25 protein-coding genes are annotated in these 24725 nt (G+C 54.1%); 5 read left to right on the forward strand and 20 right to left on the reverse strand.

What is annotated here, in order from left to right; genetic code table 11:
- Positions 1 to 1042: 1042 nt before the first annotated feature.
- The 4 genes from BN3772_RS23720 to BN3772_RS23735 all read right to left on the reverse strand — a co-directional run bounded on the left by BN3772_RS23720 (position 1043) and on the right by BN3772_RS23735 (position 4490).
- Positions 1043 to 1696, reverse strand: coding sequence for an aspartate/glutamate racemase family protein (locus tag BN3772_RS23720; protein WP_042202767.1), 654 nt, complete (start codon positions 1694 to 1696; stop codon positions 1043 to 1045).
- A gap of 106 nt (positions 1697 to 1802) precedes the next feature.
- Entirely contained in the window at positions 1803 to 2747 is a 945-nt protein-coding gene (locus tag BN3772_RS23725; protein ID WP_042202768.1) for an aminopeptidase, read from the reverse strand.
- Positions 2748 to 2763: 16 nt separating this feature from the next.
- The gene (locus tag BN3772_RS23730) at positions 2764 to 3432 is read right to left on the reverse strand and encodes an AroM family protein (RefSeq protein WP_042202770.1); all 669 of its coding nucleotides are present in this window, start codon (positions 3430 to 3432) and stop codon (positions 2764 to 2766) included.
- Between the two features lie 107 nt (positions 3433 to 3539).
- Positions 3540 to 4490 (reverse strand): DUF1177 domain-containing protein, encoded by a 951-nt coding sequence (locus BN3772_RS23735; protein ID WP_042178481.1) that lies wholly within the window; start codon positions 4488 to 4490, stop codon positions 3540 to 3542.
- A 286-nt stretch (positions 4491 to 4776) separates the two neighbouring features.
- Between BN3772_RS23735 and BN3772_RS23740 the strand changes: the two genes are divergently transcribed.
- Positions 4777 to 5814: a serine hydrolase domain-containing protein gene (locus BN3772_RS23740; protein WP_042202772.1), complete on the forward strand. Its 1038-nt coding sequence runs from the start codon at positions 4777 to 4779 to the stop codon at positions 5812 to 5814.
- Positions 5815 to 5826: 12 nt separating this feature from the next.
- Entirely contained in the window at positions 5827 to 6498 is a 672-nt protein-coding gene (locus tag BN3772_RS23745; RefSeq protein ID WP_042202773.1) for a hypothetical protein, read from the forward strand.
- Between the two features lie 81 nt (positions 6499 to 6579).
- Here the strand turns inward: BN3772_RS23745 and BN3772_RS23750 are convergent, their stop codons facing one another.
- The 10 genes from BN3772_RS23750 to BN3772_RS23795 all read right to left on the reverse strand — a co-directional run bounded on the left by BN3772_RS23750 (position 6580) and on the right by BN3772_RS23795 (position 15887).
- Positions 6580 to 6969 carry a DUF948 domain-containing protein gene (locus BN3772_RS23750; protein WP_052380668.1) on the reverse strand — a complete coding sequence of 130 codons (390 nt, stop codon included), beginning with the start codon at positions 6967 to 6969 and terminating at the stop codon, positions 6580 to 6582.
- Between the two features lie 177 nt (positions 6970 to 7146).
- Positions 7147 to 8478 (reverse strand): pyrimidine-nucleoside phosphorylase, encoded by a 1332-nt coding sequence (locus BN3772_RS23755; protein ID WP_042202774.1) that lies wholly within the window; start codon positions 8476 to 8478, stop codon positions 7147 to 7149.
- An 87-nt stretch (positions 8479 to 8565) separates the two neighbouring features.
- On the reverse strand, positions 8566 to 9387 hold the full coding sequence (locus tag BN3772_RS23760) for a purine-nucleoside phosphorylase (protein ID WP_039875153.1): 822 nt from the start codon (positions 9385 to 9387) through the stop codon (positions 8566 to 8568).
- Positions 9388 to 9435: 48 nt separating this feature from the next.
- Positions 9436 to 10614 carry a phosphopentomutase gene (deoB, locus tag BN3772_RS23765; protein ID WP_042202775.1) on the reverse strand — a complete coding sequence of 393 codons (1179 nt, stop codon included), beginning with the start codon at positions 10612 to 10614 and terminating at the stop codon, positions 9436 to 9438.
- Positions 10615 to 10844: 230 nt separating this feature from the next.
- The gene (gene xerD, locus BN3772_RS23770) at positions 10845 to 11735 is read right to left on the reverse strand and encodes a site-specific tyrosine recombinase XerD (RefSeq protein WP_042202776.1); all 891 of its coding nucleotides are present in this window, start codon (positions 11733 to 11735) and stop codon (positions 10845 to 10847) included.
- 129 nt (positions 11736 to 11864) lie between these two features.
- Entirely contained in the window at positions 11865 to 12098 is a 234-nt protein-coding gene (locus tag BN3772_RS23775; protein WP_042178499.1) for a DUF4227 family protein, read from the reverse strand.
- Between the two features lie 221 nt (positions 12099 to 12319).
- Positions 12320 to 12787 (reverse strand): ferric iron uptake transcriptional regulator, encoded by a 468-nt coding sequence (fur, locus tag BN3772_RS23780; RefSeq protein ID WP_039875161.1) that lies wholly within the window; start codon positions 12785 to 12787, stop codon positions 12320 to 12322.
- A gap of 615 nt (positions 12788 to 13402) precedes the next feature.
- The gene (spoIIM, locus tag BN3772_RS23785) at positions 13403 to 14032 is read right to left on the reverse strand and encodes a stage II sporulation protein M (RefSeq protein ID WP_039875164.1); all 630 of its coding nucleotides are present in this window, start codon (positions 14030 to 14032) and stop codon (positions 13403 to 13405) included.
- A gap of 101 nt (positions 14033 to 14133) precedes the next feature.
- Positions 14134 to 15351 carry an endonuclease Q family protein gene (locus tag BN3772_RS23790; RefSeq protein ID WP_042202778.1) on the reverse strand — a complete coding sequence of 406 codons (1218 nt, stop codon included), beginning with the start codon at positions 15349 to 15351 and terminating at the stop codon, positions 14134 to 14136.
- The gene (locus tag BN3772_RS23795; RefSeq protein WP_042202781.1) at positions 15315 to 15887 is read right to left on the reverse strand and encodes an NUDIX hydrolase; all 573 of its coding nucleotides are present in this window, start codon (positions 15885 to 15887) and stop codon (positions 15315 to 15317) included. The genes BN3772_RS23790 and BN3772_RS23795 overlap by 37 nt, the downstream gene beginning before the upstream one ends.
- A gap of 77 nt (positions 15888 to 15964) precedes the next feature.
- Here BN3772_RS23795 and BN3772_RS30735 point away from each other — a divergent pair, with 77 nt between their 5' ends.
- Positions 15965 to 16138, forward strand: a complete 174-nt coding sequence (locus BN3772_RS30735) for a hypothetical protein (RefSeq protein ID WP_156131165.1) — start codon at positions 15965 to 15967, stop codon at positions 16136 to 16138.
- 101 nt (positions 16139 to 16239) lie between these two features.
- Here BN3772_RS30735 and BN3772_RS23800 read toward each other — a convergent pair whose 3' ends face one another.
- Positions 16240 to 17367, reverse strand: coding sequence for a M20/M25/M40 family metallo-hydrolase (locus BN3772_RS23800; RefSeq protein WP_042202782.1), 1128 nt, complete (start codon positions 17365 to 17367; stop codon positions 16240 to 16242).
- 78 nt (positions 17368 to 17445) lie between these two features.
- Between BN3772_RS23800 and prli42 the strand changes: the two genes are divergently transcribed.
- Positions 17446 to 17547 carry a stressosome-associated protein Prli42 gene (prli42, locus tag BN3772_RS23805; protein ID WP_086074730.1) on the forward strand — a complete coding sequence of 34 codons (102 nt, stop codon included), beginning with the start codon at positions 17446 to 17448 and terminating at the stop codon, positions 17545 to 17547.
- Between the two features lie 73 nt (positions 17548 to 17620).
- Here the strand turns inward: prli42 and BN3772_RS23810 are convergent, their stop codons facing one another.
- The 4 genes from BN3772_RS23810 to lpdA form a co-directional block, all read right to left on the reverse strand.
- On the reverse strand, positions 17621 to 19057 hold the full coding sequence (locus tag BN3772_RS23810) for a dihydrolipoamide acetyltransferase family protein (protein ID WP_042202784.1): 1437 nt from the start codon (positions 19055 to 19057) through the stop codon (positions 17621 to 17623).
- Between the two features lie 1143 nt (positions 19058 to 20200).
- Positions 20201 to 21187 (reverse strand): alpha-ketoacid dehydrogenase subunit beta, encoded by a 987-nt coding sequence (locus BN3772_RS23815; RefSeq protein WP_042202786.1) that lies wholly within the window; start codon positions 21185 to 21187, stop codon positions 20201 to 20203.
- Between the two features lie 3 nt (positions 21188 to 21190).
- Positions 21191 to 22225: a thiamine pyrophosphate-dependent dehydrogenase E1 component subunit alpha gene (locus tag BN3772_RS23820; RefSeq protein ID WP_042178516.1), complete on the reverse strand. Its 1035-nt coding sequence runs from the start codon at positions 22223 to 22225 to the stop codon at positions 21191 to 21193.
- A 217-nt stretch (positions 22226 to 22442) separates the two neighbouring features.
- On the reverse strand, positions 22443 to 23864 hold the full coding sequence (lpdA, locus tag BN3772_RS23825) for a dihydrolipoyl dehydrogenase (protein WP_042202787.1): 1422 nt from the start codon (positions 23862 to 23864) through the stop codon (positions 22443 to 22445).
- Between the two features lie 168 nt (positions 23865 to 24032).
- Here lpdA and BN3772_RS23830 point away from each other — a divergent pair, with 168 nt between their 5' ends.
- Positions 24033 to 24335: a DUF2627 domain-containing protein gene (locus tag BN3772_RS23830; protein ID WP_042202789.1), complete on the forward strand. Its 303-nt coding sequence runs from the start codon at positions 24033 to 24035 to the stop codon at positions 24333 to 24335.
- A 58-nt stretch (positions 24336 to 24393) separates the two neighbouring features.
- On the opposite strand, the gene BN3772_RS23835 is transcribed toward BN3772_RS23830, so the two are convergent.
- Positions 24394 to 24588: a hypothetical protein gene (locus BN3772_RS23835; protein ID WP_042202791.1), complete on the reverse strand. Its 195-nt coding sequence runs from the start codon at positions 24586 to 24588 to the stop codon at positions 24394 to 24396.
- Between the last annotated feature and the right edge of the window lie 137 nt (positions 24589 to 24725).

Here is a 24725-nt window from a genome sequence, read left to right on the forward strand (position 1 = left end):
TCATTGCGCAATTCGTCACGCTAGTGTACCAGAGATCTGCCGTTTACCACAGGAAAATATAGCAAATTGCAGACACTTTCCGTCTGTGAAGACGTAGCGGCTGCACGGGAAGTGCTATTGGGCGGATTCAAGGGCATTTTTGCCTTTCATTTCAGCCGGTTAGGCTATTTCGGCGGTATTAAGTCACCGGTAGCTCACCTCTAACGCTAAAGCTACCAAGAAACTCCCGGATAGCATTGCCAAATTAATAGTTACTTGAAGCTCTCATATTCCAATTCTTATCAGTAACCGGCCGTTCTGCCCTGCCCCTCATCCCAGGAAGCTAAGTATTACGATCACAGCGCTATCTCTCCTAACCCTATCCCCCGCTCCAACGTCCTTTTCCCCTCCACCCGCCATAGCAAGTTAAGTTACTCTAATAGCTCCCCAAGCTTGCTCAACACAGAAACTCAAATTTGTCTGACAACAAAAAAAAGCGTCCCCCGACAATCAGTCCGGGGGACGGCTTAACTGCAAGCTGCGCAGTTAAAGCATCAGCAGCCAATATGCTTACATAGCGAGCGTTTCACCAGACCATTCATATACGTTACACAACGTGTATTCTTGGTCTTCGCGTTGAGCATGCGCGCAGAACGCATTTGGTACGCATTTGGTACGCATTTGGTACGCATTAAACATGCATTAGGAATGCAATTAGCAAACGCTTGGCACGTATTCGGCACGCACCCGAACTCGCTTGCTGCTCACTCCGCATGCACCCGGTATACACTCAGCACACACTCAGTATACTCACTCGGCACGCATTCACATTTTGTACTCACTATGCACGCAAACGGCACACACTTGGCAAACACACGGCACGCACCCAGCACGCACCCAGCACGCACCCAGCACGCACCCAACACGCACCCAACACGCAACCAGTATGCACCCAGCACTCACTTGGTACACACTCAGCACGTACTAGCACTCCCCCGGCACTCACTATGCACACACTAGATACACATTAGGCACTATCTTACAGAACATGAACACGGCACAATCAGCGCCGCACAATGCCCGGCAGGGAGGCGGCTGAGGCCGCGGCTGCGCCAAGCGACAGGATCGGGTCAAACGCGCGGATACCGAGCTTCTCCTCCAGCTCTGCTGCAAGCCCGATGGTGGCGAAGCCGGTACATGCCAGTACCAGCGCATCGGCTCCGCGCTCAACGAGCCGTGCAGCTCCGGCGAGGGCGCCGGCCCGCCCTGCAGGCGTACCGAGATCCAGCGTAGTCGTTACGCCGTCGGGGCGGTCCATGCCAATGTAAGCAGCGCCCAGAATGCTGCGGATGAACGGCGGAACTTCCGTAAGGATCGTCAGGACGCCGATCCTGCTGCTGCAGGTCAGTGCAAGATGGGCAGCGCAGGAGCCTGCGCCAAATACCGGAACCTTGACGGCTGCCCTTGCTTCCAGCAGTGCAGGGTCAGCAGCACAGCTTATGCCGATCGCCGTACAGCCCTCAGCTTCAAGCTGCCGGGCAAGCTCTATAATCTTCGGCACCGACTCTGCCTCCGTCTCGTCATTGTACACACCCCGGGGCTGATCCGGAATACAGCGGCTGAGCACCGGCAGGCCGAACCGTTGCTCTACCAGCGTCCCGTGCAGCCGGACTGCAGACTCGTCCTGCAGTGTAATCACACGTATCATTCCAAGCATTCTTATCCCCCCTGATTAGACTGCAACAGTCCATCTTAATCGCTGCTTCCATATACACATCCACACAGTCCGTATACTTTGCTATTCTAACCCGGCAGCAATACCGCTACAGAAGCTCCCCGGCACGCATAATGAGCTTATTATCAATATAGACATCCGGCTTCATCACTACAGCGTCGATATGTACCCCCGCCGCAACAATTCCCCCAAAGGTATTATTGCTGCCAAAAGCCACATGAATCGTCCCGTAGACCTTCTCATCCTCCAGCACCACACCGGTAATCCTTGCCTTATTATTTGTTCCGATTCCGAATTCCCCAAGCAGGCGCCCGTCGCCCGCACCGAGCATCTCCAGCAGCCTGTCCCCGCCTTCGCCTTCCGCTGCAGTCAGACGGCCCTGCTCAACCGTCAGCACCAGCGGACTGTTCAGCGCGCCGATTCCGGCAATCGAGCCGTCCACCTTGATCTGCCCTGCCGCAGTGCCTTCCAGCGGCGCAATATAGGCCTCTCCGGACGGCAGATTACCGGATTCGCCCGGATTCAAATATAGCCCGGTGCTGAGCACACCGTCTCTGCCGTCAATAGAGAAGCTGAGGCTGAGCCCGTCCTTCTCCACCCGGACCTCCCGGCCTGCGGACAGCAGCGCAGCTACCTGCTCGGTCAGTTCCTTAACCTGCCCATAGTCGGCAGTAATCGCCCCGTGGCTGAACATATCATCAGTCATCCCCGGCATAGTCGCCACCCGGGTTCCTGCAGCCGCCGCCTGCTTGCGGGCCGCCGTATGTGTCATCGAATGTGTTGTGATGCATACCGCCGCATCCGCCTTTGCCATCGCTTCGGCAACCGGGGCAGGCGGCTCTTCGCCGGATCTGCTGCGCGGCTGCATAATCAGCAGCATGGATTCAGCTCCAAGGCGTTTGCCTGCCTCGTAGACGGATTCGGCAAGCTCCCGCTTGTCATCATCGGCTACAACGGCCAGCAGCTCGCCGCTGCGCAGGGCCAGGCATTCCTTAAGGACATTCATGCTTATACCTATTCTTGCTTCACTCATCTTAAGTTCCTCCTGATTACACCATTTCTGCTATCAGCTTGCCCATCAGGGCATTTGACAGTACAGCAGGCACTCCTGCGGAGGCTGCCCACTGTCTATGCTGCTCCACATAGCCCATACAGTCAAGTACTATGACATCAGCTGCACCCCGCAGCCGCTCCGCAGCAGCGCGGAAATCGCTTTCTGTTCCGGTATACGGGGAAGCCGCGGCAAAGGGAATGCTCCCGGCCGATGCTGCGAATTTATCCCTCATGCTCTCCTCCTGCTCCGGCAGCGGACCGATTAACCCAAGCCGGCGTCCGCCCAGCATAGCGTGCACTACAGGCGGAATAATACGGTCCGGCTCTATTAAATGGGCCCGGGCCGTGTGCAGGCCGGGAAATACACCTGTACAGGCAAGCAGAATGGTAGTGATTCCTGCCGCCTCCATGGCATCCATTTTCCTCTGCAGCACCGATACGATCCGTTCCCGCGAAATCACCGCCGCTGATCCGTCCGCCATACGCGTTGTAAGAACGTACTCTCCGGGCTGTGGGCCAAAAAACTCCCTTACCTGCTCAGCGCTAAAGCCGTCCAGCACACCCGCCTGCACCAGCTCTGCCTGTCCCTTCAAATATTGCTCGATGATCGGGGCCACATCAGACCTCGGCGCCTGCCCGATCGTGATTAAACCGATTTGCTTCAAGCTGCTCCCCCCTGTCGTTTCCTATGTATTTCTGAACTCTGTCCCGGCACTCTTACGCTGATATGCAAAGGGCGCTGAACTGCTTCAGCGCCACCGTTTCCGTTATGTTAAATGGATGCCACCGCAGGCTTGCCCAGCGTCTGCAGCACGTTCATCGGACCGTAGAGCTCCGTAATGCGTGCAAACTCTTCCTCGTTATAGAAGGAGCAGGTACCCTGCGTCACCTCTTTGGCTGTTTCAATCGCAAACCGCACCGCCTGGGCAATATCCACCTCATGGCTTGCCCCCGTGCCGCAGCCCGGAACCATGGATTGGGCTGTAATAGCCAGGCCGACAACCGGCGCTGAGGTAGCAACTGCAGGCTGCAGGATCGAATTAATATGGTACAGGCCGTTGCCGTAAGGGGTAATATCCTGGGTTGTCACCGGAAAAGTAACCGGATACTGGCCGGTCGTCATCTCCTTAATGCGCAATAGATCCTCGCTGACCCGCAGAATGTAGCCTTCCTTGACTGTAGGTGAGATAGCTATCCCTTTATGGTTCACGACGCGGTTGCCTTTAGTTGTGTCGATTGACAGGACCGCTTCCATCTCAGGCAGCACCTCATGCTCGTTCATCTGCAGAATATCCACCGGAGAATCCATGAAATCCACCGGCTCATGCGGCAGCGTCGGAGCATCCGGGCAAATATGCGTCGTAATCAGCACGTCCCCTTTTAGAACATCTCCCTTAGCCTGCATATCCGCCAGCTTGAGCGCCGCAGCAACTGCCGCAACCGCCCCGTCGGCATCAGAGACGATTCCGATCCGGCTGGGCCGGGCACCGATACCGCCAAGACGCCCGACAATGCCGAAAGTAGGCGCAGTGCCTCCGCCAAGCTTGCCGCTGCTGCCCGGTATGGTAATTTTGACGAATTCTGTGCTGCCCTTTTCACCCTCAACCTTTCTTACCTCCACGGCAATCCCCGGATAAGCAGAAAAGAGCTGTTTGACCTGCTCCCCGTTCACATAAGCGCTGTCCATTGTGTTCATTACCGTAATCGTTTGCTGAAGTGCCATATCAATCAATTCCTCCCCGGATGTCATTCTCTATGATAGTAATGTTAGAATTTATACTAGCTTAAATGCCGAAATGTCCACAATGTACCGCCCTGCCAAAACTATTGCCGGTTTCTTGTCCTTTACAGATAAACCTTACGTCACGCGTATGCTCTCTAACCGGCTGCTGACGTTTTATACAAGAACTCGGCATACCTTTTCAGGAACAGCCGTGATATGGTAGCTTAAGATGAAGAAAGACTAGGGATATTTATCCAGGATGGATCAGGAATCAGGAGGTCATATTATGCCGCATCAGCAGTTGACTGCTGTAATGAGATCCGAGGCGGAGGCAGCAGCATTCTCGGGAGCTTTTCTCGTGACAAACACCGCTCTACCCGCCGTCACCGGCGCATTCAGATATGCCAACAAAGCCGACTTAACCCCTAACCGGGCTGACACACGCTTCGGCATTGCCTCAGGCTGCAAGCTATTCACTGCAATTGCTGTCTGCCAGCTGGTTGAGCAGGGCAGGCTCTCGCTGGTAGACAAAGTCATGGATGTGCTGGACCGGACCGTTTTCCCGCAGTTCAGTCCAGATTTCACCGTGCATCAGCTGCTGACCCACAGCGCAGGAATTCCGGATTATTTTGATGAGGAGACGATGGAGGATTTTGCCGAGCTCTGGACAACCCGGCCGATGTATCTGCTGCGGGGGCCCCGGGATTTTGTGCCGATGTTCAGCGGACTGCCGATGATTTCCGAGCCGGGCACCAGCTTCCGTTACAATAACGCCGGTTACATTCTGCTCGGACTGCTGGTTGAGAAGCTTAGCGGATTAACCTTTACCGATTATGTAGAGCAGCAGATTTTTGCAAAGTGCGGAATGAATGACTCCGGTTATTTTGCACTGGACGCACTCCCCGGTAATACGGCCCAGGGCTACATCGTGAAGGAGGACGGCACGCACACCACGAACATCTATTCCATTCCGGTACAAGGGGGCGCTGACGGCGGCGCGTTCGTGACCGCTCCTGATATGCTGCTGCTGTGGGAGGGTCTGCTTCAGCACAGGCTGCTGGGGCCGGAAATGACCGCTCTGCTGTTAACCCCGCATATTCATGAAGATAAGGATGATTACTACGGCTACGGCGTGTGGATTACGAAGCGTGACAGCGGTATGTATAAATATCATGTAATGGGCTACGATCCCGGTGTATCCTTCCACTCCGCCCACTATCCGGCCAGCGGTACTACCGCTGTAGTCCTCTGTAACGAGAGCCGGGGAGCTTACCGGATGCAGCAGGCTGTGGAAAATTGGCTGAACAGCGGAAGAGAAGGCTGAGGTGTCTGCATTGTGAAAAATAAAGTGGTAATGGCCATCATGATTCTTTCTCTAGTCACGTCTTTATTGACCTTTGCGCAATCCTACTATCGGACTGCAGAGGGTCAAGGGTCTGCTGACCGGCAGATCCGTAATGCTATCTTTGATCTGTCCGACCGGCAGATGAAGCAGGCTATCGCTGTAGGCAAAGGTGATCTGCAGTCGGTCAAGGCATTTCAGACGGAGCAGCAGGCCGCTGTAATCGAAAGTAACCAGTCCGGCATGCAGCCTTCTGTCAACGTTAATACACCCTTTTACTATATCGCGATGATGTCTTACTCTGCTCTCAGCACAGGGCGTGAATACACCTTAAGTGAGGCCAGACAGCTTAATAAGCAATTGTCAGACTTAGGCCAGCTGGGGTTTAGCATAAAAGCTTCCGGGGATAATGCCCGTTTCACTGAACACATCAGCATCATGCTGAGGCAGGGTTCAACAGCAATGCAGCCTGGCAGCATAACCGGAAAAGATGAACAAGCTGACAAAGACGGGGCTGGAGCATACAGCACTGGCTATTCCAAAGTTCTGATCCCCTATTTCGATACAAGCCGAATCGATTTCAGCCAGCCTGCCGAACTGATCTACGTAGATGATGGACAGCATTTGACCGTGACCTATCAGGTCGATTTTGCGAAAATAAAATAAAAAGACACTCGTCAAAGTGTCTCTTAATCTATCTCTTATTCAGATATAACTTATTTACTCAAATAAAACGGTTTATAAATATTATTGGAATTTCGTGTTTACACGTATTTGGCCGCTTTGCGGCTTCACCGGTAGTTTTGGGGATTCCTGAGTCAAGTTATGACCTATTTCAGAAGCATTCTTCTTAAATGTCTCCGTTACTGTCTGAATTACCTCCCCAACATTGTGTGCAGATTCAAAGATGGGATCAATCGTCTTAATTTTACCCTTTACATCACGGGTGACTTGGTTTGCAGTGCGAATAAGTTGTGTAGCTTCCCCCGTTAGTCCATGAATAGCATTTCTTACTTCAGCAAGCGTCTTATTCGTTTCTGCCATTGTGGTCATTCCTTTGCGCAGAGTAAGAATCAGAAAAACAACCAAACAGATAAAAGCAGCTGCAGCCAAAGCAATACTAATCTTAATTACCATTCAACACCTCCTGTGTCTCCACTCTATGTCCAAACTGTCGGCATCATGACAAAAAAAATTAGTTCAAATGCTGGGACTCACAATTAAAATTCTGGAATAAAAAACTGCCGGGCAGCCGCCCGGCAGTCTGGACGTACGGGACCGTTAGTGCTCCGTACATTTGTATTAAATTACAGCCTAGTACCGCGTAACGCCGTCCTTGGTCACCAGTGCGAATACCAGCGGCTGCGGCGGAACCGGCTCGGCGGAGATTCGGTAAGCTTCCAGCACCTTGGCTTCCGCTTCCTGCACCTTGCTCACGCCTGCGTTGTTCACATGCAGTACAGCCAGCGTATCGCCTGCGGCAACCGCATCGCCGACCTTCAGGGACAGCTGGATGCCGACAGCCAGGTCGATCTGCGATTCCTTGGTCTCGCGGCCTGCACCGAGCAGCATGGCAGCAACGCCAATCTCCTCAGCCTGAATACTCTCCACATAACCCGCAGAAGCAGCCTTCACCTCGATGAAGCGGCCTGCTGACGGCAGCGTGTCCGGTGCTTCCACCTGCGACGCATCCCCGCCTTGGGCGGTTACCATCTGCTTGAACTTCTCCAGGGCGCTGCCGTCCTCAATATGAGACAGCAGAATGGAGCGAGCTTCTGCTTCATCCTTCGCCTTACCGCCCAGCACCAGCATCTGGCTGCCCAGAATGAGGCAGACCTCCTGCAGATCCTTCGGCCCCTGGCCCTTCAGCGTCTCGATGCCTTCCTTAATCTCCAGCGCATTGCCGATGCCGAAGCCCAGCGGCTGATCCATATCGCTGATTACGGCCACTGTGTTACGGCCGAGATGCGTACCGATATCAACCATGGCCTGTGCCAGGGCGATGGAATCGTCCAGCGTTTTCATGAAGGCGCCGCTGCCGGTTTTGACGTCAAGCACGATGGCGTCTGCGCCGGCGGCGATTTTTTTGCTCATAACGGAGCTCGCAATCAGCGGAATGGATTCCACCGTCGCGGTCACGTCACGCAGTGCGTACAGCTTCTTGTCAGCAGGGGTAATGTTACCTGACTGGCCGATTACGGCCGCGCCGATCTCCCCGACCTGGGCAAAGAATTGCTCACGGCCCATCTCCACCGAGAAGCCGGAGATCGACTCCAGCTTGTCGAGTGTACCGCCAGTGTGGCCGAGCCCGCGGCCGGACATTTTGGCAACCGGCACTCCGGCTGCTGCCACCAGCGGTGCAAGCACCACGGTCGTCTTGTCGCCGACGCCGCCGGTGGAGTGCTTGTCCACCTTAATTCCGGCGATCGGGCTAAGATCCACCTGGTCCCCGGACATTGCCATCTCAAGGGTCAGATCGCCGGTTTCCCGCGCATTCATTCCCCGGAAGTACACAGCCATAGCCCAGGCGGAAATCTGGTAATCCGGAATCTCACCTTTGCTGTAGCCCTGGACCAGGAAAGCAATTTCTTCACGGCTTAATTCGCCGCCGTCTCTTTTTTTCTGAATCAGATCAACTGCACGCATTAGTTTTGCACCTCACGGATGATGGCTCTTGCGAGCCCGATAAATTTAGTATACATCTAAAGCAGAACGCGCCGGTAACAGCTCAGCCTACATTTTAGGAATAAAGGCCAGCACCAGCTTCAAAAAGCGCTCGCGCACACGCTCAGCTGTCTCCATAACCTCGGCATGGTTCAGCGGCTGGTCAAGGATGCCGGCAGCCATGTTGGTGATACAGGAGATACCCAGCACCTCAAGCCCTGCGTGACGGGCTACAATAGTCTCTGAAACGGTAGACATCCCTACGGCATCCGCACCCAGAACGCGCAGCATTACGATCTCTGCCGGCGTTTCATAGTTCGGTCCAAGCAGACCGGCATAGACACCTTCCTTGAACTCAAAATTCTGTGCTGCCGCAGCTTCCTTGGCTACTGCAATCAGACGCGGACTGTAAGCAGCCGACATATCCGGGAAACGTACGCCGAGTGCGTTATCGTTAGGTCCGATCAGCGGATTGCGGCCGGTCAGGTTCAGGTGGTCGGTAATCAGCATCAGGTCGCCCGGGGTATAATCCTTGTTCACACCGCCAGCGGCATTGGTTACGAGCAGGCTGGTTACACCAAGCTCCTTCATAACCCGTACCGGGAATGCCGTTGTCTCCGGACCGTAGCCTTCATACATGTGGAAGCGGCCTTTCATCATTACGACCCGGCGTCCTTCGATCAGGCCGATCAGCAGCTCGCCTTCATGACCTTCAACGGTCGATACCGGGAAATGCGGAATTTCGTTATATGGAATAACTACTTCGTCTGTAATCAGGTCTGCCAGCACACCAAGCCCGGAGCCGAGAATCAGGCCGATTTCCGGTGCTACTGTACATTGATCTTTAATATAGGCTACTGCCTCTTGAATATGGTTTTGAGTGACTGCCATGGTTGGTTGCCTCCTTGAGGGTATGCCCGGATTGCTCCGGGCTGGGTTCTATTTAAGTTCCGGCAAAAAGCTTGTCCCGTACTGCGGCGCCTTTGCCCCGAAATTGTCGGCAATCGTAGCAGCTACGTCCGAGAAGGTCTGGCGGATGCCCAGGCTGCCCGGATTCTTGAACCGCGGGCTGTATACCAGCAGCGGCACATATTCGCGGGTGTGATCCGTTCCGCTGTGGACCGGGTCATTGCCGTGGTCAGCGGATATAATCAGCAGATCGTCTTCGCCCAGCGTGGACAGCAGCTCAGGAATAGCTTCATCAAAGACCTCCAGCGCACGTCCGTACCCTTCCGGATCACGGCGGTGGCCGTACAGGGAATCAAAGTCCACCAGATTGGTGAACAGGAAGCCGTCAAACGGCTTACGCAGCTCATCAATCGTAATCTGGATGCCATGCTCGTTGCTCTTGGTCGGATACGAGGCAGTAACCCCTTCCCCGGTGAATATATCATTGATTTTACCGACTGCAATAACATCCTTACCGATATCCTGGAGGGCGTTCATTACTGTCGGCTCCGGGGGCTTAACGGCATAGTCATGACGGTTAGGGGTGCGCTTGAAGTCTCCCGGCTCGCCGACATAAGGGCGGGCAATAACGCGGCCTACCGAGAATTCCGGAGCCATCGTCAGCTCCCGGGCGATTGTGCAGGCGCTGTACAGCTCTTCAAGCGGAATAACATCCTCATGGGCGGCGAGCTGGAACACGCTGTCTGCCGAAGTGTACACAATCCAGGCCCCGGTCTTCATCTGCTCTTCGCCGTATTCCACAAGAATTTCAGTACCGGAAGCCGGCTTGTTGCCGATGACCTTGCGGCCGGTTGCTGCTTCAAATTTCTCAATCAGCTCTGCAGGGAAGCCGTCCGGGTATACGTTAAAAGGAACCTCGATCTTCAGTCCCATAAGCTCCCAGTGGCCGGTCATCGTATCCTTGCCTACGGATACCTCCTGCATCTTACCGTAATAACCAGATGGCTCGGCCACCGGTTCAAGCGGCGGCAGGGCCGCAATATTAGCCAAGCCAAGCTTTTGCAGGTTAGGCAGCTTCAGGCCGGGCACCCTCTCCAGAATATGGCCCAGCGTATGGGACCCTTTATCTCCAAAATTTTCGGCATCCGGCGCTTCACCGATACCTACACTATCAAGCACAATAAATCCGATCCGTTTAAATGAGGACATTACATCATTCACTCCTTCGCAGTATGCGTAACCTGAGGTCGTATTAAAAACAGGAAGAAACGGCTCTACCTGCTTCCGCAGGGCTGCGCCCAGGGAAAGCCAGCGGTTCCACAGCCCCGCTTGTCAGGTACCCGTTTTTTTCGCCGAATGAACCATCCGGACCTGTTTTGATCCGATCATTCATTCAGTATGATTCCATCATAACTATCTTACTCATAAAAAGCATCTTTTTAAGCACGCGGATGATGATTCTCATAGACTTCCTTCATATTTTTGCGGGCAATTCCGCTATATATCTGTGTAGTCGAGATATCGGCATGGCCCAGCATCTGCTGAACGGATCGGAGATCGGCACCTCCTTCAAGCAGATGTGCGGCAAACGAATGCCTCAAGGTGTGCGGGGTAATATCCTGCTCAATCTGGGCTTCCCGCGCGTATTTTTTTATGATTTTCCAGAAGCCCTGACGGGTCAGCCGTCCGCCGAGACTGTTCAGGAACAGTGCCGGCTCATCCAGGCTGCTGCGCAGCAGCTTGTCCCGCATTCCGTCCGTATACCTTGCTACACTGTCTGCAGCAATCGTACCAATCGGAATAATCCGCTCCTTGCCGGAGGCTGAGCTGCAGCGGGCAAATTTCAGTCCGGTCTGCACATCACCGACATCCAGCGAGATCAGCTCGGAGACCCGGATGCCGGTAGCATACAGCAGCTCCAGCATCGCTTTATCCCGCATCCCCTGCGGACTGTTCCCGCCTGGCGCAGCCAGAAGCCGCTCCACCTCCCCGATGCTGAGAATCATCGGCGGCTTCTTGCTGGGCTTGATTTTGTCCATATCCAGCGTCGGGTCCTGATTAATCTGCCGCGTTTTCAGTAAAAAATGAAAAAAGGCGCGCAGCGATACCGTACTACGATTAACCGTAGCCGCTGCCCGTCCGGCTCCGCGCAGCTGCGCATGGTACTGAAGCAGATGTGTTCTTCTTATTTCATCCGGCGAAGCAATTCCCCGTCCGGCTGCAAATTCAAGGAACTGCGTAACATCCCGTCCGTAAGATTCAAGCGTGCTGGGGGACAAGCCCTTATCCTCGGTAAGATACTGCATAAAAGGCTGCAAATGCGACTTCATTCACTCACGCTCCCGTCTGCTCAGGCTGCTATTCGCGGCAATGCAGCATTTAGGCATAAGATTCTTTTAAAATTTTAGCTATATGGCTACATTCGACACACTTCTAGCATTTTCCTGCTTGTCCGGGCATCACTCACCGTACCAGTAATAGAGCCGCAGCCGTTCGCCGGCGCTGAGCCTTCCGCTGTCATGCGGAGCCTCCTGAAATGCCCGGACAGCCGAGCCCTCCGGAATGTCATAGTGATCAACCGGACTGATCCAGCCGCCGACCCAGTTCAGCACATAATACAGCAGACAGCTAAAAGCGACCAGCAGGGTCATAAAATACAACCGGCGCACTGTTTTAGGAATAGAGACGATCATCAGCATACCTCCCGCTTTATCTTGACTCGTCCTACACTTTATGCGCCGGCTTACAGGGTTATGTATTTCCGGACGTGAAATCTCCCAGTGAAATGGGACCTTGCAGGGATACTGACTCAGATACTTTGCGGGAATCACATACTTATCCATACTTTAAGATTGAAAAAGCCCCCTCCGGCGTACCGGAGAGAGCTTGTGCGGTAATTCCTCATCTATAAGCTTTATTCGGGAGCGCTGCCGTCCGCTGCATTTTTGTCCTTACAACGGTGGCAAATCCCGTGAAAATCAAGTCTATGATCAAGCACCGTAAAATTAAATTCGTTCTCAAGCCGCTCTTCCAGCGGTCCCAGCCAGTCCTCACGGATCTCGTCCATCGAGCCGCACTGTACGCAGATCAGATGATGATGGTGATGCTTGGCCGTATCCGTCCGCAGATCATAACGGGCAACGCCGTCTCCGAAATTGATTTTCTCCACGACATGAAGCTCGCTGAGCAATTCCAGGGTACGATATACGGTGGCGAGACCGATCTCGGGAGCCTTTTCCTTTACAAGCATAAACACATCTTCCGCGCTTAAATGATCCTCTTCGTTCTCCAGCAGCACTCTTAAGGTTGCTTCCCGTTGGGGCGTAAGCTTATATCCTTGGGATTGTAGCTGTTGTTTAATCTTGTCTATCCGGGCTTCCACCTGTCTCCCTCCCCCTTGGAAAATTACCGCACCGGGCATAAAACCACTTCTATATTATAGGGGGAGTCCCTTTGAGAAGTCAAACTCTTTTAGAATCATTTTAAATTAGATATATTCACATAAAAAAAGGGACCCCGCCGGCGTCCGGCAGGGCCAAGTTCTATTATAAGGGGGTCATGGGATTACTATAAACCGCGAAGCTTAAGATAGGATGAATAAGAGATAAAGGTTTGCTGAAACGGCCCGGTATTTAGTTCGAATTTAGTTCGAATGTATCCACTTACATTACTCATACCTAGTATGAATGCTAACTTAGTTGGAAAAAGCTCAGCTAATCCTGCCACTTTCGAGCAAAATCTGCTTTTCGTCCGATGTAAGCGGATTCTTTCCAGCTAATCGTAGCTTTGTGGCGGAAAAGGTGGTATTAGCAGGTGTTTTTCCACCTAATCTGCTGCACCTTAGCTATTCAGGTCCCGTGGGCTCGGAAGGACTGGCTGAACGGTTCTTAGACGGTCTGACAACGAAGCTCAGCGTATAAAATAAAACCAGCCTGTCCGGATATTACCCGGCAGACTGGTTTGTTATAGGTGCAGACCTGATGCTCACGATTACAGTTTACAGCGAGACCAGCATCGGCGTCACCCAGCGCATCATGGCAGGCGTGACCCAGGCCTCAAACCCGGAAACCCCGAGAACCAGTACGGCCATGCCCAGCGAGAGCAGCGTATACGTCACGAACGGTCTGGTCACGGGTGTCCGTCTGCCGCCAAGCACCCGGCTGCGGATCATCAGCAGAGAGAAGGCGATAGCGGCAGCGCTGCTGACCAGCAGCACCGGAATCAGCACCAGATTGTGCGGAGCGACAGAGACAAGCGCGAACAGCATGCCGTGCCAGGAATACTCGCTGACCATGCAGCCGACGGTGAAGCCGATCAGCACACCTTTGAGAAAATCAAGAATGAGAATCCCCGGCAGCCCGATCACCGACAAGCCCAGAATCCAGATCAGCCCCACCCATTTCAGGTTCAGTGCGGCGATGCTCCAGAAGGAATCCGGTGCAGCCGGCAGCCCCTGCTGGTCCACCGTCACAAAAAAATTCCCGAGATAATCCCCCAGCTCCTGCTGTTGATCGAGCGTCAGGCTGCTGACAATCAGCGCCCCGAACACAACCCCGACCAGAAATAATACCGCTACAAAAATATAAAGAGGCGTCTGTTCCTTGATCATCAGCCGTAAACTGCGCATCGGGACGTTCTCCTTTCAGGTCACATGTTACACCATATGAGGAAACGTCCCGCTCTATGACTTGTCCTTTGTGAGACTTTGAGGTTACCTGCCCAGCTGTTTCAACGGCTCACCTTACCATAGGTACCGCCGCCGCCGGAAGTTAGAGCAAGCTCCCCGCTGCGGGCCAGCACAATCTGCGCAGCCAGCTCCGGCCCGGTCACCGCCGCCAGTTCAGCCTCGCCGGCCCGGTGCAGAATATTCATCTCGGTGCCGAATGCCGCCAGCAGTGCGTTCATCTTCGCCTTGCCCAGCCCTGGGATAAATTCCAGCGGAACCTGGTAATGGTAGGGCGGACGGTGATCCGGAACAAGCGGCTGCTCCCGGTCCGCAATATGAAGGATGCGGTCAAACACTCCCTGTACAAGCTTGGCGCTTCCGCAATAAGGACAGCGCTCAGAGGTGGCGGCAGCTTCATCAATAATGCTGCCGCAGCCTGCACAGTAACTGCGGTGATATTTGCCGAGCCGCGGATTGAGGCCAAAGTTAGCCCCCACCCTCCGGCCTTCACGGCGCTCAAGCGCCAGCCGGAATTCGCCAAATGAGGGAGCCGCCAGCTCAAGCACATTGTATTCGCGGCCGATTTTGCCGAGGGAATGCGCGTCGGAATTGGTCAGGAACGAATAACGGTCCAGCTCGGAGATGTAGCCGGCCATAGCTGAATCGGCGCTTAGCCCAAGCTCAACGGCGGCAATCTGCTCCAGGTCAAACAGCTCGGCCATCCGCTCTGCGGAGCAGCCGTACAGCCCTTTATGCGGAGTGAAGATATGCGCCGGAATCAGCAGCCCTCCCCGTCCGCATATTTCCTCCTGCAGCACGCGTGAGGGGGCATACAGCCGCTGGGAGCTGAGATTCACATTGCGCATATGCCGGCTCATCCAGGCGCTGAAATCCTCCATCGCTGCCAGATCCGGCATAAAGGCCAGCACATGGCATTCCTTACGGTCCGGCTCGCGGATTTCAATTTCGGTGCCGAGCAGAATCGTCGTTCCCCGGTAAGTAACCCCGCCGCCGTCTGCTTCAGCCATCTCACCGGACATCAGCAAGTCTCGGATATCCTGCATTACGCCGGGCGAGTGGCTGTCGATAATCCCGATCAGTTCCATTCCTTTGCGCTCTGCCGCTTCCCTGGCGATATTGGCAAAGGTAAGATCACGGCTGCCGCTGATTTTCACAGCATTTCCTGCAGAGGTTCTGCCGATGTGGACATGCAGGTCGCAGTAAAAGCTGTGCAGCTCAGGCGTTAGTGCCATTGCCCTGTCAGTGTATAGAGATGCCATGCGTAGACGGCCATCATCGTTTTGGCATCGGCAATCCGTCCGTCCGCAATATACTGGTACGCTTCCTCAAGCGTCAGCTCGGACACCTCCAGGAATTCATCCTCATCCAGCGCCATATCGCCCGGCTGGGCATTCTCCGTCACATACAGATGAATAATCTCATCCGCAAAGCCCGGCGAGGTATAAAAGGATTTCAGCAGCTTCAGCTCACCGCTATGAAAACCCGTCTCTTCCTGCAGTTCACGGCCTGCGGCTTCCAGCGGATCCTCCCCCTTGTCCAGCTTTCCGGCCGGAATCTCCACCTCTGTACGGTGCATCGGCTGGCGGTACTGCTCTACAACCAGCATTTTTTTGTTATTGAGCGCAAGTACCGCTACTGCCCCCGGATGCTTTACAACCTCACGGGTAGCGCTGTTGCCGTCCGGCAGCTTCACGGTATCTACCTGCAGGCTGATGATTTTACCTTCAAAAATCGGCTGCGTGGACAAAGTCTCTTCATCAAGTGCAGGATTGCTGTGCTTTTCAACATTTTTCATAGATTCATGGTCTCCTTTGGCTGAGTTCTGCATAGGGTGTATTATAGCAAACTTAAGGGGAAAGAAGGAATGCAAGCATGAATGACATCCTTATCCGTACTAGCAGATCAGCCGTTACAGCCGTTGGCAAGCCTGAGCAGATTAAAGCCGTTATTGCAGAATGGATTGAACGGTACGGGCGCGATATGCCCTTGTCCTACGTTCTGCTGCTGCAGGCAGACAACCGGCTGAATCCGCCGAAAGCAGGCTGACTGCATCCCTTCTCCACCCGCCGGTAATAAGAAGGAGCTGCTCCGGCTTTTTGCGGAAACAGCTCCTTTTTACATCTGCACAGCTGCCGAGGCGGACAGGCTTATGCTTTTGCGCTTTCTTTTATAATAGCTACAACGAGCTCAGCCGCTTTCACGATATCATCGGCTTTGATCCGTTCTTTGGTGGTGTGAATATGCTCATACCCGATGGCCAGGTTAACAGTAGGTACCTTGAGGCCGTTGAATACATTGGCGTCACTGCCGCCCCCTGAAGGGAACAGGCGTGTTGTCAGACCCAGGGAAGTAATCGCCCGGTCCGCCAGCTGCACCACAGGATCATTTTCATTAAAGCTGAAGGCCGGATAAATAATCTCACTGCGGAACTCGCATTCCGCACCATATTCACGGACGGTTGTTTCCAGCGCTTCGCGCATCGAGGCAATCTGCAGCTCCACCTTTTCCTGCACGATACTGCGCGCCTCAGCATCCAGCTGCACATGGTCACAGACGACGTTAGTCGGACCGCCGCCGGCAAATTTGCCGATATTGGCTGTCGTTTCCTTGTCAATCCGGCCCAGCTTCATTGCGGAAATCGCCTTGCCTGCCACTTGAATCGCGCTAATTCCATCCTCAGGATTCACACCGGCATGAGCGGATTTGCCAAAAATCTGCATCGTAATTCTTGCTTGCGTAGGTGCGGCAACAGCAATTGCGCCGATCTCGCCGTTAGAATCGAGGGCAAAGCCCATATCTGCATCCAGATGGCCCGGGTCCATCGCACGTGCGCCAAGCAGCCCGGACTCCTCGCCTGCTGTGATTACAAACTGGAGCTGTCCGTGCGGAATTCTCTGCTCCTGAATAACACGGATCGCTTCAAACAGGGCTGCCAGACCCGCTTTATCGTCAGCTCCGAGAATGGTCGTTCCGTCGCTGGTGATCCAGCCGTCTTCTCCGAGGGCAGGCTTGATATTCTGTCCGGGAACCACAGTATCCATATGGCAGGTGAACAGTAGCTTCGGTACCGCAGCGCCGCTGTCTGCCGCCCAGGTCACGAACAGGTTACCTGCCCCGTGTCCGGTACGCTCCATGGAATCATCCTCGATGGCTGTAAGTCCCAGCGCGCTGAATTTTGCTTTTAGCACATCGGCAATCTGCCGCTCATTTCCGGTCTCGCTGTCCACCCGGACAAGCTCCATGAATTCCTCAATCAATCGGTCTCTTACTATCACTGGACTTCCCTCTCTTTCACAGATACGTTACAATGGTGGTAATGCTGTTAACTTACACTAATCCTAAAGGAGTCACACATGAATCGTCAAAAATGGTTCCGCATCGTTATCTATATCATGCTGATCGCAATGATCGCCTCAACCCTGCTGATGGTAGTCGAGCCTTTCCTGGCCGGTTAAAAAAAGCTTAATAACAGCGTCCGGTACTTACCGGACGCTGTTTGCTGTGTCACGGTGCTTATGCAGCCGCTGATTAATAGAGCTTGGTATCCGGAGTATACCCCTCCAGATTATCCTTCACGCGCTGCAGGAAGCGTCCGCAGATGACACCGTCCAGAATCCGGTGGTCCAGCGACAGGCAGATGTTGGCCATGGAGCGTACCGCAATCATGTCGTTGATGACGACCGGCTTTTTGACAATGGATTCGAACGTCAGGATCGCCGCCTGCGGGTAGTTGATAATCGGATAGGACAGGATGGAGCCGAACGACCCTGTATTGTTGACTGTAAAGGTACCGCCCTGCATATCATCGAGGCGCAGCTTGCCTTCACGGGTCTTCTGGGCCAGCTCGTCGATCTCGCGTGCGAGGCCGGCGATGTTCTTCTGGTCTGCCTTTTTGATCACCGGGGTCATGACGGAATCCTCTGTGCCGACCGCCAGCGCGATATTGATGTCGCGTTTGACGATGATTTTGTCAACGGCCCAGACAGAATTCATGATCGGATAATCTTTGATCGCACTGACTACAGCCTTCATCATAAAAGCCAGATAAGTCAGGTTGATGCCTTCCTTGCGCTTGAACTCATCCTTCAGCTTGTTGCGCAGGACAACCAGATTGGTCACATCCACCTCAATCATCGTCCAGGCATGCGGAATCTCCGAGACGCTCTGGCGCATTCTGGTCGCAATGGTGTTGCGGATCGGCGTCACGTTGATCAGGTACTCGGAGCTGCTGCCCAGTCCGCCCTCGACTTCAATGGTCGGAATGCGCGGGGATTCACTCAGGTGAAGCCCCGAATTGCGCACCGGCTCCAGCTGCTCCTGCGCCTCCGCCTGAATGACCTGAAGCGCAGGCTGCTGCAGCGCTTCAGGCACCTGCCGGCCGGCTTGCCCCGCGCCGGCTGCGCCCGGATGTGCAGGTACCGTCTGACCGGCGGCTGCGCCGCCGTTCTCCAGGTACGCCAGCACATCCTTGCGGGTGATGCGCCCGCCGAGCCCGGTGCCCGGCACGGCGCTTAGGTCAATGCGGTGCTCCGCTGCAAGCGTCTGCACCGCGGGTGAGTAGCGGGAGCGCATAGGCGCGTCCGCTGCTGAGAGAGACGGCGCTGCCGGCCGGACCGGCGCGGCTGGCGTGCCTGGCGCAGGCGCGGCAGCGGCCGCCTGCGGGGCAGTGCCTGCTGCCGGTGCGGAGCTTCCGGCAGAAGCGCCCGCCGGCGCTGCCACGGCGATGCGGGCGATGATCTCGCCCACACTAATGACCTGGCCTTCCTCGGCCAGCAGCTCAACCAGCGTGCCTTCCACGGTGGAAGGCAGCTCGGCATTGACTTTGTCCGTAATCAGCTCGCAGATCGGCTCATATTCCTCCACGCGGTCGCCCGGCTGCTTCAGCCATTTGCCGATTGTAGCGGACACCAGCGATTCCGCCAGCTGCGGCATTACCACGTCCGTCAGCTTTGTATTGTCAGACATATTGTCACTCCTTAATGTTTGGTAAGCACAGGCTTCCTGATGATACTTCGTACATAACTTGCTCCGGAAGCTATGGCTTAGATAGATAAGTATAAATTTAAGGTCTATAAGTATTGTTAGGGTTGGACGTTATCCTGTTATAGTTGAACGTAAACTTACCTTGGTTGGACGTTATCCTGTTATAGTTGATCGTAAACTCACCTTGGTTGGACGTTATCTTACTTCGGTTGAACGTTATCCTGTTATATTTGATCGTAAGCTTACCTTGGTTGAACGTTAACTTACTTTAGTTGAACGTTAACCTAATTTGGTTGAACGTTATCCTGTTATAGTTGAACGTAAACTTACCTTGGTTGGACGTTAGCCTACATTAGCCGGAAATCCTCCACCTAAATCCGCAGCAAACGCCCGATGCAGAAGATTAGTTGGATAAACGCCACTTATAAGCTCACATCCCACCGTTAAAGCACCATATGGACGAAATTAGATGGCGATTTTCCAGCTAATTCTTATAATTGGCGCCGAAAGTCAAAATTTAGCTGGCGAAAATCCACCTAATACGAAGACGGTAGCGTTGGATTAGGTGGCGTACTCCCGCGGGATAGTGTTTACCCAACTGCTGTACTTTACCACCAAATAGTGTTTCCCCAGATGGTGCATTTCCCCCAGGACAGTATTTGCCCAGTTGGTGCGTCCCACCGGATAGTATTTGCCCAGCCGGTAGCACATCCCCACCAGAAATTATTTACCCAGCAGATGGCGCTTTCCCACCGGATATCGTTTCCCCACCTGGTGCACTTCCCCACAGTATAGTATTTACCCAGCAGATGGCGCCCCCCCACCGGATAGTGTTTGCCCAGCTAGTGGCACACCCCCACCTGATGCGCCCCACCTAAGGATGGCAAACGCGATGATGCATGATATATTAGCCGGAAATCCTCAACCTAAATCCGCAGCAAACGCCAGCCGCAGAAGATTAGTTGGATAAACGCCACCTATAAGCTCACATCCACTGTTAAAGCCCCGTATAGACGAAATTAGTTGGCGATTTTCCAGCTAATTCTTATAATTGGCGCCGAAAGTCAAATTTAACTGGCGAAAATCCACCTAATTCGGCGACTCGACGATAGCAAGGTACTCCTCTTAATACTGCGCAAGCCGCAGCATCTCAGCCTTCAGCTTATCTTTGCTCAGCATGAAAAACTTCTCCATCGGCGGGCTGATTGGCATCGCCGGCACATCAGGGCCGCACAGCCGGAAGATCGGCGCATCCAGCTCGAACAGGCAGTGCTCGGCGATGATCGCCGCCACTTCGCCGCCGATGCCGCCGGTCTTGTTATCCTCGTGGACGATCAGCACCTTACCCGTCTGGCGGGCTGCGGCGATAATTGCGTCACGGTCGAGCGGCTGCAGTGTGCGCAGATCCAGGATGTGCGCGGTAATGCCTTGCTCGCGCTCCAGCTCCTCCGCTGCCTGCATCGCAAAATGCAGCGGCAAACTGTAACCGATCACCGTAATGTCGCTGCCCTCACGCAGCAGGTTCGCTTCGCCGATCGGCACGATATAATCGTCCTCAGGCACGTCTTCCTTGATCAGCTTGTAGCATTTCTTGTTCTCGAAGAACAGCACCGGATCAGGGTCGCGTACCGCTGCCTTCAGCAGACCTTTGGCATCGGCTGCCGAATACGGAGCCACGATCTTCAGCCCCGGCGTACCGAAAAAGATCGATTCCGGACACTGGGAATGATACAGTCCGCCGAAGATCCCGCCGCCGATCGGCGCGCGGATAACAACAGGACAGCTCCAGTCGTTGTTGGAGCGGTAACGGATTTTGGCCGCTTCGCTAATAATCTGGTTGGTCGCCGGCAGCATGAAATCGGAGTACTGCATTTCGGCAATCGGCTTCATGCCGTACATCGCCGCCCCGATGGCTACACCGGCAATTGCCGACTCGGCCAGCGGCGTATCCATGACACGTTCTTCCCCGAACTGCTCCTGCAGCCCTTTGGTAGTGGTGAACACGCCGCCCTTAACGCCGACGTCCTCGCCAAGCACGAATACGGACTCATCGCGCTCCATTTCTTCCTTCATCGCCAGCCGGATCGCATCGATATATTCCATCATCGCCATGATTTATGCTCCTCCTTTGAGGCCGGATTCGTCGTACACATGCAGCAGCGTATCTTCCGGTTTCGGGAATGGTGCATTTTCGGCGTACGCAATAGCCTCTTTCAATTCGAGATTGTATTCAGCAACGAGATCACGCTCCTGCTCATCACTCCACAGCCCCTGTTCAATGAGATAGGTCCGGAACGCGGCAATGCCGTCCTTTTTCCAGTTCTCGTCTACCTCTTCCTTGGTCCGGTAAGCCAGATCATTGTCTGAGGTGGAGTGCGGAGACAAACGGTACATCATCGCTTCAATCAGGGTCGGCCCTTCACCGGCCAGTGCGCGCTCCCGCGCTTCCTTCACTACACGATAAACTTCCAGCGGATCATTGCCGTCTACACGCACACCCGGGAAGCCGTAGCCCAGCGCACGATCGCTGACCTTGCCGCCAAGCTGCTTATGAACCGGAACAGAAATCGCATACTGGTTATTTTGGCAAAAAATAATGACCGGAAGCTTATTCACACCCGCAAAGTTGCAAGCCTCATGAAAATCCCCCTGATTGCTGGAGCCTTCGCCAAAGGTTACGAACGAAACAAACTTCTTCTTCTGCATTTTTGCCGCCAGCGCAAAGCCGACCGCATGAGGAACCTGGGTTGTCACCGGACTTGAGCCGGTCACAATCCGCAGACGCTTGCTCCCGAAATGGCCCGGCATCTGCCGGCCGCCGCTGTTAGGGTCCTCCGCCTTGGCGAATACGGACAGCATCAGCTCACGTGTAGTCATCCCTACCGTCAGCACAAAGGCATAATCCCGGTAATAGGGTAAAAAATAATCATTCTGCCGGTCCAGCGCAAACGCCGCAGCAACCTGCGCCGCCTCCTGGCCGATTCCCGAGACGTGGAAATTGATCTTTCCGGCCCGCTGCAGCAGCAGGCTCCGCTCATCGTATTTCCGTCCCAGCTGCATATATCTGTACATGTCAATGACCTGGCCGTCTGTCAGTCCAAGCTGTTTATGTCTGTTGGTCTTGTTTGCAGTAGTACCTTGAGATTCCATACAGAGGTACCTCCTAAAAATGTAGTTGGGTTATTGGCATATGCCATAGCACCGTCTTTAACCTGATCTTATAACCAGGTACTAAGACTAGACTAAATACATTATAAGCCCTTTCACCGCAAAAAGAAAAGAGAGGAAAAGCCGGAAAAGAACGGTTGTGCGCTCATCACGCTCCGCCAGCTCTCTCCGGCATTCCTTTTGCTCCCCTGAGCTTATATTAGAACCCGATGGCTCTGCCATCCACCGCCAGCATTGCTTCACCAATTACTTCGGACAGGGTCGGGTGGGCATGGATTGCCTCGCCGACTTCCCAAGGTGTAGCGTCCAGCAGCTGAGCCAGCGCCGCTTCCCCGATCAGGTCAGTCACATGCGGACCGATCATCTGCACTCCGAGAATGTCGCCGCTGCTGCGGTCCGCAACTACCTTGACGAACCCGTCCTTCATCCCGTGAACGATCGCCTTGCCGATCGCCGAGAACGGGAATTTCCCGGTCACAACATCATGCCCTAAGCTCTCCGCTTCCTTCTCGGTATGACCGACACTCGCCACCTCCGGCCGTGTATAGACACAACGCGGCACAAGATGGGCATGATACGGATGAAGCTGCTCCCCTGCCAGGTGATTGACGGCACGGATGCCTTCATGTGATGCTGCATGGGCCAGCTGCAGGCCGCCGATACAGTCACCGATTGCATAGATATGCGGCTCACCGGTCTGCATATTGGCATTGACCTCAATCACGCCTTTATCAAAGCGGATATCTGTATTTTCCAGTCCGATATTCTCGATATTGGCCACTCTGCCGACCGACACAAGCAGCTTTCCTGCGGACAGCGTCTGGCTCTGCTCTCCCTTGCGGGCTTCGATACTGATCCCGTCCTCTGTAATGGCACTGGTCTCCGGATCTACAGTTGTGCCGGTTAGCACCTTAACTCCGCGCTTCTTAAGCAGTCTGGTCAGCTCACGGGCAATTTCTGCATCCTCAAACGGCAGCAGCTGGTCTGCAGCTTCGACAACGGTAACCTGAACGCCAAAATCCGCCAGCATCGAAGCCCACTCCACTCCGATTACGCCGCCGCCCACAATAAGTATGGAAGCCGGCAGCTCCTCCAGTGTCAGCGCTTCTTCGCTGCTCAGAATCACCTTGCCGTCAGGCTTCAGTCCCGGAAGCACACGCGGGCGTGAGCCGGTAGCCACGATGAGATTAGTAGAGACCACTGTCTCCATCTCTCCGTCCTCCAGCTCAACAGCCACCGCACCGCTGCGCGGTGAGAAAATCGACGGGCCGATAATACGGCCTTTGCCTTTAACCACCTGGATTTTATTTTTGCGCATCAGATACTGTACGCCCTGGTGCAGCTGCTCCACCACAGCGTCCTTGCGGGCCTGCACCTTCGGGAATACCAGCTTGACGCCTAATGTTTCAATTCCGTAGCTTTCGCTCTCTTGTATTTCAGCGTATACCTCTGCACTGCGCAGCAGCGACTTGCTGGGAATGCAGCCGCGGTGCAGACAGGTTCCGCCCAGCTTGTCCATTTCGATGACGACGACAGACTTGCCGAGCTGGGCAGCGCGGATCGCCGCCACATATCCACCGGTTCCTCCGCCCAGAATAGCTACGTCACAGGAAATTGTCATTGTATGTATCCTCCAGTCAATACTCAAAAGTTCTGCATAACTCTCTACATTGTACTCTCTTTTCGGTGCAATTCAAAACGTACAAACGTCATATAGGCATGGACTTTTGCCATGTGAAGCGTTATCATATTGGTGAATTCAATAGGCTGCAGGGAGAGTGTTGCCGGTATGAAACTGATCATTTCACGCTTCTGTGCCATCCTCATTCTCGTGATTCCGGGACTTTTGGCGATGAAGGGATTCCTGATGATGAAGGACGACCTGTTCAATTATCTCTCCATGCACGGCGACGACAGGGTAACTCCGGTTTTTGCCTGGCTGCATTTCGGCGGCGGTCTGCTGCTGTTCGCTGCGGGCATGAGTTTTCTCGGCGGCTGGATTCTCACCCGTGACCGCAAGAAAAATTACGTCGGTCCCCGGTTCAGGGAGAAGCAGAAGACTGAACAGCCGGTGGGTAAGAACACCCTATAAGCTTGTTATTTACTTACACATAAACAATAAGGGCACTCTTGCCTTTCATTCCGCCAACTTAGCTCATTCTCCCGAAATCAAAGGCATTTTTGCCCTTCATTCCGCCAACTTGCCCCATTCTTCCCAAATCAAAGGCATTTTTTCCCTTCATTCCGCCAACTTGCACCATTCCGACGAAATCAAAGGCATTTTTGCCCTTCATTCCGCCGCTTTGCCTCATTCCGCTGAATTCAAAGGCATTTTTGCCCTTCATTCCGCCAACTTAGCCCATTCTTCCGAAATCAAAGGCACTTTTACCTTTCATTCCGCCAACTTTCCCCATTCCGCCGAAATCAAAGGCATTATTGTCCTTCATTCCGCCAACTTGCCCCATTTCGCCGACTTCAACGG

The sequence above is a fragment of the Paenibacillus camerounensis genome (assembly GCF_000723885.1).
Taxonomy (GTDB): domain Bacteria; phylum Bacillota; class Bacilli; order Paenibacillales; family Paenibacillaceae; genus Paenibacillus_AQ; species Paenibacillus_AQ camerounensis.